The sequence below is a fragment of the Colwellia sp. BRX8-7 genome (assembly GCF_014077275.1).
Classification (GTDB): Bacteria; Pseudomonadota; Gammaproteobacteria; order Enterobacterales; family Alteromonadaceae; genus Colwellia_A.
The window spans coordinates 96,380-112,587 of sequence record NZ_JACGVP010000006.1; the positions used below are offsets into that span (position 1 = coordinate 96,380).

A 16,208-nucleotide genomic window follows, 5' to 3' on the forward strand; every position below is an offset into this window, starting at 1 on the left:
ACTTTTATTATACATATGGCCGAAGTTAGGATGGGGGGTTGAGCCTCTAATTTAACGTTACTATGACTTGAAAGTGCTCTACTTTACATGAGAAAAATGAAATATTATGCCGGTGTAGAAATGACTCAAAAACGGAAAAATTATTTGCCGTTTTTTGAGTTAATATTAGAAGGGTGGTTTAAAGGAACAGAAAACTCTGCACATCCTTGTGCAACAAAATATTAAACATATTTATAGAGAATAAATTAGCCTCAGCTCCTATAAAAGATTTAACAATCGTATTAAAATTTAGCTTTTAAGCCAAAATTATAATTGCGACCGCTAAAACTTAGATTAGTCAGGTTATCGCCCCATAGTTCTCGTGATACTTGTTTGTTAGACTCATTGGTTACGTTATTAACCGCTGCCGTTATACCAATAGAATCTGAGAAATCATAACTCATACTCCAAGTAATATAATCAGACTCTGGAACGTAGATGTCTCGTGTCAGAACATGACCTGCCGCTTGTTGTAAGTATTCATCTCGATGTTGGAATGCGATACGTGTGCTAAAGTTTTCGACATCATAGAAGATTTGAAAGTTGTAAGACGACTTAGACATCCCAACAAAGCCGACTTCCCACCCCATGGCATTAGTATCTCCATTTCCGGTATCGGTATAAGTATAGTTAGCAGAATATCCAAAACCGTGCATAATTTCTGGCAAATAGTCATCCAATGACTGTTGCAACAATACTTCCAAGCCTTTTATTTTTGAATGCTGATCATTATTTACCGGTGAAGTTACTTGAAATTCCCAACCATCTATTTCTTCAAAAGTGACTTCATCTTGGACAAAACCATCAATATCTTTATAGAACAGACCGAGTGTTAAGGCACCTAACTCTGAAAAATACCACTCGAAACTTACATCAACATTCAGTGCGCTATAAGGTTGCAACGCAGGATTTGAACGGGTAATACTGTTAAAGCCTGGATCGCGGATCGATGAAGCATTAATAGTCTCATAAGGTTTCATACCTGATAATGTCGGACGAGAAACTGTTTTTGCCGCCGCTACTTTTATTACATAATCATCAAATAATCTCAAATTTACCGTCATGCTTGGTAGAAAAAAGTGTTGATGCGCTTCTTTTATTAATCGAGTTTCATCCGCAAAATGTTCATCAATCGGGTTACCCAAAAAATCCCTAGCAATTCGATCTGCTCGTTGGCTTTTACCTTCGGCGTCAATATCAATTTCGACATAACGACCACCTAGGTTAAGATTAAGTTGTTGTCCAAATATGTCAAACTGCAAATTTGTTTCAAGATACAAGTGCCCAACTAACTCTTCAATTGTATATGTTTGAGCCTCATCTCGTATTGGTTCCATTAACGCTACAGCTTCTGGGCTAACTTCACGATAAAAGTCCAGCAAATCATTTACATCAAAACTAGCCCATTGACGAGGAAAATTCCCAGGTTCATTCGACAAAAACTTATCAATATTGCCATTATTCATAACACTTTCTGGAATTTCTAAAAAGCTAAAGGATCCTCTATTAAGTAACTGAGTTTGATCTGTAATAGGAGCGCCTAAGATAGTACCATTACGAAAGGTTGTGGTTCCACCAACTTGTGGTGTATAAGTGTCCGTGAATTTAGTTTGTCGAGTAACTCCTGCGCCAAACTTAACATCCACTACGTAGTCACTATCAAGGAGCCACACACCATCAAGTTTTATGGAATCAACTTTATCTTCAGAGCCAATACCATTAAATCTATTGTAATGCGCTCCCCAACCAGCCGCAGCATTTAAATTTTCACTTAAGATTACATCAGGCATAAGGTTGTCGGTACGAAAATCAAATTTTGCGCCTTGAATACCCGAACGAGTCACAATATAGTAATTATCTCCCTGGTTTTTATCCACCGCAGAAGAATGTGCAAGATCAATAGCCAGTGTCACCGTGTCAAAATCATAACTCGCATTCAGTCCAAAAGATTGTGTTTCAGTATTTCTGTTTTTCGCTGTGTTGGCTAAATCAATCAGATACAAATCATCGATAGTAATCTGGTCTGCAATACCTAGATAAACCACTTGATCATTGTCATCTAATCGCGCTTCACCTGTAGCAGGATCCCAACGAGGTGTTAATAAATCATTAATGCCAAATTGGGTATAAGTACCATGATTAGGGTAGACTGGCTGATTTGCACTTAATGCAATGCTAGAGCCTTTATAGCGTTGGTCGAAGGTACTGTATAAAACATCCAACGTAACGTCTAATTCATTGACTGGTACCCATTGTAAAGACAAATTGGCGCTGAGCCTTTCTTGATCTGTTGTACCATTTTGAAAGTTCATACCAAGGAAGTTATCGGCTTGAACAGTGTAAAATTCACCATCTTCATCTTGAACAGAGTGCGATCCATCACGCCCTATACCATCACTACGAACCGTATCCACGCGGTTACCTGTTTTTGAATAAATTAAGCCTGCAGCAATCCCAAATTCAGATTCATGGTTGTAATTAGAATAAATAGAGAATTTAGGATTGTGATTGCCTGATAGCTCTTGATAAAAATCATCAAATTTAAAGATTACTTCTGTTTTATCATTAGCTAAAGGGCGAACTGTTTTTATATCAATTGATGCGCCAATACCACCGGAAGCCATATGAGCCAATGGTGATTTAGCAACCTCGACACTTGAAATAATACCTGAAGAGAGTACATCATAATGAAAATCTCTACCTGAATTGGTTGTTGCCAGTTTTCTGCCATTTAAGGTGGTAACATTATATTCGCCTGATAACCCCCTAACATTAATCGATTGTGCCTGGCCAGTATTAGGATCTCTGTTAACGGTAATACCAGAGATCCGTGACAATGCATCAGCAATATTAACGTCAGGTAATTTTCCAATATCTTCTGAACTTATTGCATCCACAATGTTAACTGATTGGCGTTTAATTGCTATAGACTTAATTAAACTGCCTCTAACGCCATAAACTTGAATGACTTCAGTTTTGTCATCTGCAACGTCAATGCTTTCATTTTTGTCTTCGCTCTTTTTCTTTGCATTAACCAACAGTTTCTTTGCCGTTGAATCATTTTGTTTTTTTATGACAGTAATTTCTTGTTCAGGGCTTGTTTGAGCAACTGTAGATGTACATAAGACACTGCTTATTAACATACTCAGATATTTTATCTTATAATTTTTCATACTTTCTTCTTCCTAGTATTCTTTTCTGTTATTTAGAACAGCGACCACCTATGAAAACAACGTATCAATTATTTTAAATAATGGATACCGGCTTATTTTAATTATTACCATAAAAAAAAACAAAAGCAAGGTCGGATGGCTTCACTAACTTTCACTTGAACAAAAGTAATTTAACAAAAAGATTCATATTATTAAAAAAAACCTTATTAATATTGACATATAGCACTTCGGAAGCTGTTATAAAAATCAATGTTTCAGCTATTGCTTGGTGGGTTATTAACCACATTTTTGTTGCAAAAAATTGTAATGTAACGATATGTTTATATTACAATGCTAGCTGATCATTATTTAATACTTTTCAAATATCCAAACACACATATTGAAGTCCTTCATCAATTTTTTATAAAAGCTATTTCCCGATACTTAACTTGAAAAATAAGTAATAAATTTAGAATCGTACCATTCATGTATTTTATGTATATATTAGCTCATTCAAGTAATGTGCAAAGTGGGAGTTAAACTCAAAGTAGATTAAGATGAAGGAAATCGAAGCTATTCCAATATTGTAATATAATTTATTAAACTGTATATTCCTTAAGGTTGATGAGCTCTCATACAGGAAGTAATGTAATTAATGAATACGAAAGAAAGGCGTCATAATATAATTCAAACGGTTATGGAAATTGGCAAAGTCAATGTCCATAACTTGGCATCCCAATATAACATTTCAACAGTTACCATTCGTTCTGATTTAAGATATCTTGACTCTCATAATTTGCTTATTCGCTGCCGAGGAGGAGCAATGGCTAGTAGTGAAAGAGTGCTTGAACATTCTCTAGCTGATAAATTAATAATAAGACCGGCAGTAAAAAAACTAATAGCACAGCGGGCTGCAGCTGAAATAAATGACGGTGATGCCATTATTCTTGACTCTGGTTCAACAACAGCTGAAGTTGCCAACTATTTATCAGAATTCCGACGGTTAGTCGTGATGACCAATGGGATCAATGTTGCTTGTAATCTACTTAAATATAAAAACTTTGAAGTTTTGATGACCGGTGGAATATTAAGACAAAAATCCATGTCTTTTTATGGAAAACAAGCAGAAGACAGTATTGAACGATATCATTTCGATAAAGTGATTCTTGGTGCTGATGGCGTTGATTTTCATTCAAATATCACCACACATTTTGAACTTGACGCAAGTTTAAATAGAACAATGTGTAAGGTCGCCAAAGAAATCATTGTCGTCTCAGATTCATCAAAATTCAATCAATCCGGCATTCATAAAATATGTAGTTTAAAGGACGTTACAACATTTATCACAGACGCTGACATCCAAGACTCTTATGTGTTAGCGTTAGAACAATCAGGGGTTAAATTGATTATTGTTTAACAAAAGATCAACCATTTCCTTGATAAATAAGTCATATACTGACTTATCCTCTTATCCTCCCCCTTTTTATCAGGCCCTTTCATTCATCTTAACAGTCTAATTTAAAAGAATTAAATGTATATTTGTGAATATGTAATTCTATCAACACCTCAATTAACGAAAGGTAACGAAAGACAATGCCGTTGCATTGAAACTTAATAAAGATTATAAATAATGGAACTAATAATTAATTAAGTTAAGTTGTTCAGGTAATTGTCTGAACACTTAATAGAACCACTGATAAAGGTGACAGTAATGAAAAAAGCCCTAACACTAGCAATTACCCTCGCGTTAATAGGAGGCTGTAAACAGGAATCAGGTACAAAAACTGGTGACTCTATCCCTTATACTGGACCTGTTTGGGCCGATCCTATTACATCAGTAAATAACACTGAACATGGTGTTGTACCTGTTGAATCGACTACAAATACTTATAACGATGAAACTGAACTAAAAGTATTGACTGCTAATTTAGGTAGCAGCTTAACAGCTACAGACAAGGCATTTACCAACGCGGTCGCTGAGCTAGTCATCTTAAACGCTGATATTATTTTTACTCAAGATGCTGAGGGTGCCAATGCAAGACTTGCAAAAGCTTTAAGTATGAAGCTTTGGGCAGGTCAGGATACAACGTCTTCTGTTGGTATCTTATCAAAATACCCAATTTTAGAAGTATTAGATACTCAAGGTAATCCGCAAATAGGTGCAGTACTAGATGTCAACGGTCGTCAAGTCGTCGTTTGGGGGAATCACCTCAGCAATGCCTTAAACACATCTCAAGATGCACGGGGCATTAACAGTGAGTTAAATACTCCCTATGAGAACTGTGCTGCTATAAATAATACTGATCAGCTAGATCAAATAACCTCTGATGCTTTAAGAGTAAAACAGGCTCAAAATATTGTCGATGTATTAGCCGAATATAAGGCCAGCGGCACGCCGATAATTTTTGGTGGCGAGTTCAGTGAACCCTCTGGATTAGACTGGGCTAATGCCACCATAAACATGTTTGATCACGGTGGCGTGGTTTATGATTTCCCATCTCATAAACTACTTCGCGATGCCGGTTACACTGATTCGTACCGCATGATACATTCAAACCCAGAAACTCACCCCGGTATAACCTGGCCAATTAGGCAAGAGGACAGCTCGCTAGATTCTTCTAAGATAGTAGCAAAATGTGGTCGAGCGCTTGATGACCGTGACCGCGTTGATTTCATTTACTATGATCGAACAGCTAGAGATGTGACATTAAACAGCGCAACGCTTATTGGTCCAAAGACTACACAATTTTTTACCAGTCCAGACCCAACTAATCCAGATCCACAAACAGGATATGAGGATCAACACCAAGGTAGATTAATTAACAGTAATACCGGCACCTCAAGATATGAGATTAATGATTTCCCTTCTACTCACTTATGGTATATGGCCACATTTACTATTGCGACACCAGCAGTCACTACTGAACATATTTCCCTAGACAGCACGTCAGAAATAGACATTATTAAATTGGAAGATGTTAATAATAATTTAAAAGTTACCTTTAACATTAAAGACAGTTTATTTATGAACATTGCTTTTCAATATGTGGTAGATGTAACCGCCAGCACTGAAGAGCCTGGTAGCACCATTGGTGGTACTGTTGGAGTAAATGGCCGACCTGAAGCTGATGATGAATACACAGTAACTATTAGTTCTACCTTTCTATCTAATTACAAAAATAGAGCCGATGTTGAACTTCGTCTAACCCATAATGTGTCTAACATTGGCCGCGTAGATACCATTAAAACATTAACATGGGAAGAAATTGAAGCCGTGGTAAATGTTATCGGTATAGAGGGCCCGCTTCCGTCACCATTTTCTACCAACAAAACAGCTTATTCCATAGGTGAAACTGTCACTGTTGATTACCATTCAGTGCAAGGTGGCAGTAATGATAGGGTTGGTATCTTTGATGCAGATTCCGATATTCCGCCAGGCGCTAACAATCCTGCTGTTCAAGCACTATATATTCCTGCCTTTGAAATTGCTGGTTCTCTATCTTTCATCGATTTACCCGCAGGCAATTACTATGCGGCGCTATTATACAACGATAGTTTTACCGTCGAAGAAACCTATGGTTTCGAAGTAGTAGAGGGTTCGGTAATAGCAACATCTAAACGTGAGTATGAAGCTGAGGAACCTGTTGAAGTATTCTTTAATAATGCCCCTGGCAACGCTAAAGACTGGATTGCTATATATGAAGTAGGTGCAGATAATATGGAAAACCTGGATTGGGCTTATATTAATGGTGAAACAAAAGGTTCACATACCTTTTATAATACTTTGTCTAGCGGAAATTATGAAATACGCTTATTAACTGACGATAGTTTTGAATCTATTGCCGTTGCTGAGTTTAGCGTTAACTAATAACTCAAATAAAATAGCTTCTATAAATATTTGTAGAAGCTATTTACCTACTATTTTTCCCTACAGAAAAAACAATATGAATTTCGCAACTTTTCATTAAGCTTTAAGTTGAGTCTACATAAAATAGTAAGAAAAATATAATTGAGTTACAACGGTAAAATGAGAGAAATTAATGATGAAAATAAATATCAAATCAGTAACACCAAAAAACCGATTGCTAACAAGTTTAGTTCTTTTACTTGCTGCTTGTGGCGATAATTATACTAGCGAACAAGAAACCAATCCACAGCCATGGGGAGGGAATGATAGCGGTATTATTGTAATTGAACCAGAGCCTGTACCTGATGGACCTACTTCGGGTTCATTTGAAAACTTTATGATTCAAAGTAAAGCCACAACTGATTATTGTATTGCCGATACGGGTGATACATTAATATTGACAAAATGTGATGCACAAAGTGACGAACAGCGATGGACCTTTAATGCTGAAGACGGCAGCATGAAAAATGTGTCGACCGAAATGTGTATGCAAAGTGCAGGAGCCAAAGATGGTGCAACCCTGTCCCCGCAATTTTGTAATTTATCCTTAGAGCAAACTTGGAGTTTCGCTAATTCGATCATCAGCCAAGAAGGCTTTGCATTTGATGTCAATATGCAAGAGCTCTCCTTTATTTTATGGACTCAACATGGTAACGCCAACCAGCAATGGATAATTACCGATAAATTGTTCGTTTCTGAAGAAATAGACAGTGAAAAGCTTTTTACTGAACAGCTATTAATCAGTCAAGGTAAACCTGATTTATGCCTTGGGATATCAAATGACGATGATGTAGTTATGAACAGTTGTGATAAAAACAAAAATGAACAGCTTTGGTCATATACCAAAAATGGTAGCCTGATAAATAAGTCGAATGGTTTTTGTATTGCTCAGGACGTCGGCAATCTAAAAGTGACTAGCTGTGATGCAAGTAGTGAACAACGATGGGATTTTGAGGGTGATACTTTCTCACAAGCGGGTGTGTCATTTGACGTAAACTTAACTAATTCAACCGTGATTTTATGGTCAACTCACGGTGATGCTAACCAACGTTGGTTAATTGTTTCTCATGCAGAAAAATTTATTAGTGAATATACCGGTGGTGAAGTACAGTATCCTATCAATAAAAAGGATGCATTAAAAAACAAAATTGAAATAACTAAAGGAGTGTTAAATCGTATTACACCTCTGACCGAAGCACTTCCCTACCCAAGAAATATAATTGATTTTCCTGGCCTTATCGGAGTCAATGAACCTAAGATCAGTAAAAACATTACCTTAGATCGTAATTTTTATGAGCCAACACATGTAGGTTGGCAGAAGCGTAAACATTGGCAAACCACTGGTGTTTACGCTGCTGCTGGAGATATTATTTCAGTCAATGTAAAATCGGCTGATCCTGAAGTTATTAAGAACTTAAGTGTGATAATTAATCTTCATTCTGACATTTTAAACCTTGGCGTTGGTAATGCCGAGCAGAATATAGAACGTTTTTCAAATGTTCACTTGAATATACCGCTTAAAGCAGGGTTCAATGAACTACGTAGCCAGTACGGAGGCCTTGTTGTTATTGATTCTGGCGCCTTAGCCATCGATGCTATAGTGGATATAGAGATAGGTAATGTTGTACAAGCCCCCTATTACATTTTAGGTGAAACAACAGATCAACAATGGCAAGCAATGCAAGCTTTAGATGTGCCTTGGGGAACGATGGAAACCGATAATGTATCACTGACTATGAGTAAAGCGGATATGGCTAAGGTAACCCATCCTGCTTCGCTTATGTCGGCATACAAGTCAGGTCGTGATGATATACATGATTTATCAGGATTCGACTCAAACGCAACATCTGGACCACATAGAGCACCTAGCTTAAGAACGCGTATTGTCGACGATGTACAAATATCCTATGGTTTTGCTCATGCTGGCTACCCTATCATGGCTAGTCCTGGTTGGAACTCTTACGCAATACAAAATAGCAGCGATGGACATTGGGGTACATGGCACGAAATCGGTCACAACTACCAACAAAAGTGTTTCTGGATGGTTTACGGTGGCGAAGTGACCACCAATTTATTTCCATCTTACTTTCAATCTAAAAATAACATTGCCTCACGTCTCAGCCTTGAAAAACGTTATTCGAGTGCGATTAATAAAATTGCTGCCGCGGGCGGATCTTTGGCTAACTTTCATGATCTAAGCGATCCCTTTGATAGACTAATATTTTTAATTCAAATTAAAGATGCTTTTGAGGGTACTGGTGTAAATCAAGGTTGGGATATTTTTCGACAGCTTCATCGTAAGTTCAGAGAATTAGATACAAACACACAAAATGCTATTTGTATATCTGATCAAGCAAGTTACGACAAAAGTTTTGAATTTTTAAGCGAAATCAGCGGTCATGATCTTACCGAACACTTTACCGTTTGGGGTGTACCAGTATCATCAGCAAGTCTTGCTCGGGTAGCAGCAATGGAATTACCTATGCCGTCGATCAATATTTCTGCTATTAACAAAGAGTAATAAATAGCCCTTTAATGATTATGTTCAAGTAATCAGTGCAGAACTTGAATAAGTATAAAAAACGATTAGCTGAATATATGCTAATCGTTTTTTTTTGGCAATAAATGTATTAATGAAAACATATATGCAACTAACCTACGAACTAGATGCCAGATTTATGGTTTAAATAAAACAGGTATGAGCCAAAGCAAAACCACAGTTCAACGATTACTCGAGCGTATTTTTGTAACATAGCTAAACTGTCGATAACACCTAATTCATAACATATGGCTCGTTCAGATAATGCAGGGTACGCAAGCCATCGCTACAACGAAAAAACGGCATAACAATGATGTTATACCTAGCCTATATACCCGAGCCACTTGAATATGCAGATTTGAGCAAGTCGATAAAGGGTTAGCTACAAGGCATTGATTGAAGAAAATGGTTGTTCCATTGTCGAAATCAATAACGCCGTAGATGACCCTTTATCGCCTGCCCATAGGGAGCTAAGCTAGAAAACCAGCCAAGCGTTGCAGCACTTGATAAGGGAATAACCATTATCTTCATACTGCGCTTTGAGCTGATGTCCTAGCTTAACGCTGAAACGGCAGCTTCAAGTGGTTTGGGTATATATTGCTTTATTTCAAGTTTTTGGCTTTTTGACTGCCTTGGCTATCCGCCACTTTTTTGCCATTAATCCAAAGATAAAAGCCGATTCAACTGCGGAAAAAAATGGCTAATCACTCTATGATTCAACCCATCACTCGCCTCCGTTATGCTTTAATTCATTTTAGCTTTTGCAAGAGAAAAACGTCGAACGAACCAACAATTTATTAATAGTAAACACTAACGATTTTTCACAATCATTTTTTATTTCAAGTGCACTAACAGATAAAACAGCTAAAGCAAACAAAAATTAACGATCCACAACCAGAATATCGAAGCAATAAGAAACCATGAAATACAAATATGAAAGGAAACGAAAGTAATATATAGTGTTATTATTATTTGATAATTATGAAGATGAATACCATAGAAAGAGAGCACAATAAAGTTCAACTGACCTTCAATCCAGGTAAGTGCGCTAGTTGAATCTAAAACAGCGTTGAATTGGTGCTGTACGAGTACATAAGCTAATCGATGATGGCGTAAGCTTGAAGCCAGCTATTCTACAAATGATATGCCAAGATCAACAACCTGGAAAATAAGCTATCGCAGACAGCTGAAAAAATATTCTCCACAAAATATCATTAAAAGTGATTAAGAAGGAACGACAATGAAAAACATGTTATCCAAATGCATTTGTTTTCTTGCTATTTACGCTACTTTTTACAGCACAGTAAGTGCTAAAGAGTTAGCCGCTATGGTTTCAATAAAGCAACAAAATAATCGTATAGAAATCACCACAAGTGATAAAGAACTCGTCGCCATTGAACTCATTAAGGACGATGTTGTTAGAATTTGGGCTGGTGTTAATGAGCAATTGCTTGATGCAAAAAATAACAAGGCTAAAATAGTATTGCCTTACCCGCTGGGTAATGTGGACTATAAATTATCAACCCATGATAGCTATCATTTAATACAAACATCACAGTTAGCCCTTCGTATCTACAAAGACCCATTAAAATTTGAGGCATATAAGTCCGATAATAAATCCTTGATTTGGCGAGAGTTGAAACCGATCGACTTATCAAAAGATCACAGTTATCAAACCTTGAGTACCAAACCAGCTGAACATTTTTTTGGTGGCGGACAACAAAATGGTCAATTTGAATTTAAAGGAAAAACCCTAGAAATATCTTATTCAGGCGGCTGGGAAGAATTTGACCGCCCTAGCCCTTCGCCATTTTATATGACGACTCAAGGCTATGGTGTATTAAGAAATACTTGGGCTAATGGTAGTTATGACTTTCGTTCGCAGGAGTATATTACTACCACGCACGAAGAGAACCGTTTTGATGCTTATTTCTTTTTCGGTGATTCAATTAAAAACGTTTTAGCAAACTTTACTGAATTAACAGGACGAGCAGAATTACTGCCTAGATGGGCATTAGAATACGGCGATGCAGATTGTTATAATGATGGCGATAATATTAAAAAGCCAGGTACTGTACCTGATGGTTGGAGTGATGGTCCTACGGGCACTACGCCAGATGTTATTCTGTCTGTTGCCGCGAAATACCGTGAACACGATATGCCGGGTGGATGGATTTTACCCAACGATGGTTATGGTTGTGGCTATACCGACCTACCAGAAGTTGTTGCAGGATTAAAAAAATACGGTTTTAGAACCGGTTTATGGACCGAAGACGGTGTAGATAAAATTAGCTGGGAGGTTGGTAGTGCTGGTACTCGAGCACAAAAGCTTGATGTGGCCTGGACAGGTAAAGGCTATCAATTTGCCTTAGATGCGAATAAAGATGCGGCACAAGGTATTTTAGATAACTCTGAAGGCCGTCCTTTTCTTTGGACCGTTATGGGTTGGGCTGGCATGCAGCGTTATGCGGTTACCTGGACTGGCGATCAATCCGGTAGCTGGGATTACATTCGCTGGCATATTTCCACCCTAATAGGCTCTGGCTTATCTGGTCAAGTTTATTCGACTGGCGATGTTGATGGCATATTTGGTGGTTCACCAGAAACCTATACACGTGATTTACAATGGAAAACCTTCACTCCTGTACTAATGGGTATGTCGGGCTGGTCAAAAGCCGAAAGAAAGCACCCTTGGTGGTTTGAAGAACCTTATCGCAGCATCAATCGTAGCTATTTAAAGCTAAAGATGCGCCTAACGCCTTACATGTATACCTATGCTAGAGAAGCCGAAAAAACAGGTGCCCCTATTTTACGCGGATTGATGTGGGATCACCCGAATGATCCTAATGCCAACACCGAAAAATATAAAAACCAATTTTTTCTTGGAAAAGACTTTCTAGTAGCCCCTGTTTTTCGTAGTCAAACTGCGAGTCAAGGTTGGCGTAAAGACATATACCTACCTGAAGGTTTGTGGATAGACTATTGGGATGGCAAAGTGACTGCGGCTCCTCAAGCAGGAAAGTTGATTAATTATCCGGTAGAACTGGAAACATTACCGGTATTAGTGCGTGCTGGGGCAATAATCCCAATGTACCCAGAATCATTATATGATGGCCAAGTGCCAAAGGACGAATTAACCCTGGATATCTATCCTCATGGCAATTCTGAATTTACCTTATATGAAGATGATGGTGAAACGAGAGCCTACAAAAATGGCAGCTTCAGCCAACAGCAATTTAGCGTAACAGCCCCTAAAAATACGGCAGGTAATATACGGGTCAATATTACTGGTGCCATTGGTGAATACCAAGGCATGGAATTAGCGCGAGTTTACAAACTGCAAGTACATAGCCGAGTAAAACCCAATCAGGTAGATGTCAATGGTATGGAACTAGAGCAAGTAAAGACTGAACTAGCATTAGAACATAGTTCATCTGGTTGGTGGTACGGCAAAGATAATCAGTATGGCGTGGTCTATATAAAAACAGAAAAATCTTCTGTTTTTAATGATTATCAATTTGAGCTAAATATTAATGCCAATAAAGCGCTAAAGACAACATCCAATTACCCTAAGATGCCTGATTTGGGACCACAAATATCTAGCGATAGCTTTGTTATTTTAAACAGCCCTAACGAAGAGCCGGGTCATCCGCTTAAAAATGCCTTCGATAACAACCCAGACACTTGGTTTAGAACGGTAAGGGATCAATCACAAAAAACAGGTGCCCATGAATTTTCGCTTTCCTTTGGTGAGAGAAGAGTTGTATCGGGTTTTGAAATACAACCACGCAATGATAAATATTGGGAGCATGGCCAAGTAAAAGATTATGAAATTTACATGGCGAACACTAACGGAGAATGGGGCGAACCTGCCCACACAGGGACTTTAGCATTACAGAAAGGTTTGCAAAAAGTAACGTTCGACCCCATCATTGGCCGATTATTCAAATTTAGAGTGCTCACTACTCAAAAGCAAGCGGCTTCTGGCGGCAACGATCCGATGATCATCGCAGCAAAAGAAGATGATGCTTTTAGTAAACCTTATAAAGCATTTGAACCACAACGAGTTAACCCAACCACTATTGGTGAGTTCAAACTCATTGAGCATTTACTTCCAGGTACATCTAAACATAATGTTTATTTATCTAATATAAACTGGTTATACCATGATGAAAGCTTGAATAAAATCCACGTTAATAGTACTGCGTCGACATCAGGTAAAAGTGATGACATGAACATGAACGGTTTAAAGTTTAGCAAAGGCTTAGGTGTTAAAGGAGACAGTCGTGTTGACTACACATTACCAAAGAATGCTCAACTGTTTAGAGCGGATATTGGTATTGATGACAGCTGCAAAATAAATGGCAAAATCAGTTTCCAAATTTTTGGTGACGATAAACTGTTATATAACAGCGGCATAATAAAAGCACCAACGGTGATAAAACCCGAAATTGATATACGTACCTTACAAACATTAAGCCTACGTACTAAGGGTAATAACAACAGTTGTGCCAACTGGGCTAATGCGGTGGTTGTAACATTAAAGAAAGACTAATAGAACAGTAATAAAAACGAGAGCCTGTAAAAATAATTTTATTTTTTTACAGGCTCTTTTGTTTACTACTTTGGAATTGATTTAGGAATATCTACCTTTCACCTTGATGGCCACGATTTATCTGATAAAGAAATTTATCGTAAAAATTTAGACATCCAAAACTCATTCAATTTCTTTCTACTTGAGTGGTAACAACAATGGCTATGGGAGCTTTAGATGGCTCTCATTGGTTAGTAAGAAAGTCGGTTATTTTGAGCAAGACCATAGAATTTCTTCATTGAGAAAAAAACTCAAAAGCTGTGACTACTTCAATGTGGGTGCGCTCCATTTTAATAGCAGGAAATTACTGATAAGAATTAAGGCAGCTAAAGCTAATAAAAAATGGCGAGAACATAGTTTTTCTAACGTGGAAAGTGAAAAAATCCTTGTTGAAAATTTTGCAGAACAAATCATTGAAATAACTTCATCGCTTGTTTCAATAACAAGATTCAATTCTTACAAAAATTTTGGTCAAGTAATCATTGAAGATGTATTAGTTATCTCAAGATACAGTTAGGCATTATGCGGTAAAGAAACCGCGCTGTTTTTTCTTGTGAGAGACAAAGATATTTTATCCTACCCACAAAAGATTATCATTGATAAAAATAGCGAACCTTAATGGTTTTACTAGAAGTTATTTTTTAAATAAAAAAGCGATTAAATTACTTGGCTTGTTACCAATTAATTTTGAAGGTGAAGAAACTATCGTATAGCGCTAAAAAACTTTCTACATTCATCGATTAATAGTCGGTGGATGTAGCAGGTAATATTTTAAGTGTTTTTTCAATGCTAATAAAAAGTATCATGCTTCTTATTTTATTAACTAAGTTACCTTCATAACTAATCAAACTTTACAGCAGAGTGTCTTAAAAATTAACAAGACGATAACAGTTACTCGGACAAAATTAATGGCCGTTACTCAGACCAATTTATGAAGCGTTACTCGGACAAAATTAATGGCCGTTACTCAGACCAATTTATGAAGCGTTACTCGGACAAAATATTTGTCTAAGTAACGGGGGGAGTGACACAAAAAAGACAAAAAAATCTATACATTAATACAAGCAACTTTTTATGAGTAAAAAACAATTTTTCAACTCGATTATTCTTTAATCCAGAAAAAAGTCGTCTGTGTCATGAAAATAGTAGCTTCACATCAGATAGGCTTCCAATACAACATCGGGCATTGCATTTTAGCCTAAGAAAAGACCTACTCAATAAATTGGATTTAGGATAGCTATTAACTAAGATATCAGGCCAATCAATGACTCAATATATGTCCAAGGAATGTTATGAGCAAGATTATAGTTTTAATTCTTTTTAGTTTTTGTTTACTTGGCTGCGCTCCATCAACGTCAACATTTATGAAGCCAGAAGGTGATTTTGGCAAAGCTACAATAAATGGTTGTCGGCAAATACCTAGCACCTTCAGATATGAATCAAAAAATCAGCTTTTAAAGTTACTGTATATAGAAATCGAATTCTTTTTGGGTTTGAAGCAGTAAGTAATCATGAAATTAAATGGGAATCCTCTGAGATTACTGTAATTATTGATGGTATATCTCATTCATTAAGTGTTAATGAATTTCAACCAAGCTACCTTAGGCAACCTTGCGGTGGTTTTGCTGATACTTTTAACTGTGAAGCAATACAACATTATAATTCAGATATAGAGGTTCCAAATATGATTGAGGCTTCTGAGGTGGTAATAGTTCTACCAAGTCCATTAGTTAATGGTAAGGTAATTAAAGTGGATAAAATTAAATTTAATAAAGTAACTGAAACAGTTTGGTCTGCATTGAACCGCTAACAACTATAAGCTGTTCAAGCGAGACTGCTAAAGCTTGGCTCAGTTCTGCTTCGCTACACAAGTTTACCCAAGCGTTATCAGCCCCTTAACAGGGCGTTATAACTCATAGTCCCCCATAATTGGTGGAACAGGATGATTTATAGTTTATAACTCGCTATGAGGACGTT

At 37.2% G+C, this 16,208-nt stretch carries 7 protein-coding genes; 6 read left to right on the forward strand and 1 reads right to left on the reverse strand.

Annotation, left to right across the window (positions count from 1 at the left end; translation table 11 throughout):
* Positions 1–87 precede the first annotated feature (87 nt).
* The gene (locus H4J57_RS07570) at positions 88–225 is read left to right on the forward strand and encodes a hypothetical protein (protein ID WP_182242431.1); all 138 of its coding nucleotides are present in this window, start codon (positions 88–90) and stop codon (positions 223–225) included.
* Positions 226–281: 56 nt separating this feature from the next.
* On the opposite strand, the gene H4J57_RS07575 is transcribed toward H4J57_RS07570, so the two are convergent.
* On the reverse strand, positions 282–3,212 hold the full coding sequence (locus tag H4J57_RS07575) for a TonB-dependent receptor (protein WP_182242432.1): 2,931 nt from the start codon (positions 3,210–3,212) through the stop codon (positions 282–284).
* 634 nt (positions 3,213–3,846) lie between these two features.
* On the opposite strand from H4J57_RS07575, the gene agaR reads away from it, so the two are divergent.
* From agaR to H4J57_RS07600, 5 genes are all read left to right on the forward strand, one after another.
* Complete coding sequence (agaR, locus tag H4J57_RS07580) at positions 3,847–4,608, forward strand: transcriptional repressor AgaR (protein ID WP_182242433.1); 762 nt, start codon at positions 3,847–3,849, stop codon at positions 4,606–4,608.
* 294 nt (positions 4,609–4,902) lie between these two features.
* Positions 4,903–7,059 carry a hypothetical protein gene (locus H4J57_RS07585; RefSeq protein ID WP_182242434.1) on the forward strand — a complete coding sequence of 719 codons (2,157 nt, stop codon included), beginning with the start codon at positions 4,903–4,905 and terminating at the stop codon, positions 7,057–7,059.
* Between the two features lie 172 nt (positions 7,060–7,231).
* Positions 7,232–9,619 (forward strand): M60 family metallopeptidase, encoded by a 2,388-nt coding sequence (locus tag H4J57_RS07590; protein WP_182242435.1) that lies wholly within the window; start codon positions 7,232–7,234, stop codon positions 9,617–9,619.
* Positions 9,620–10,877: 1,258 nt separating this feature from the next.
* Positions 10,878–14,192, forward strand: coding sequence for an NPCBM/NEW2 domain-containing protein (locus tag H4J57_RS07595; RefSeq protein WP_182242436.1), 3,315 nt, complete (start codon positions 10,878–10,880; stop codon positions 14,190–14,192).
* Positions 14,193–14,418: 226 nt separating this feature from the next.
* A complete protein-coding gene (locus tag H4J57_RS07600; RefSeq protein WP_182242437.1) occupies positions 14,419–14,748 on the forward strand; it encodes a hypothetical protein in 330 nt (109 codons plus the stop codon).
* The last annotated feature ends 1,460 nt before the right edge of the window (positions 14,749–16,208 follow it).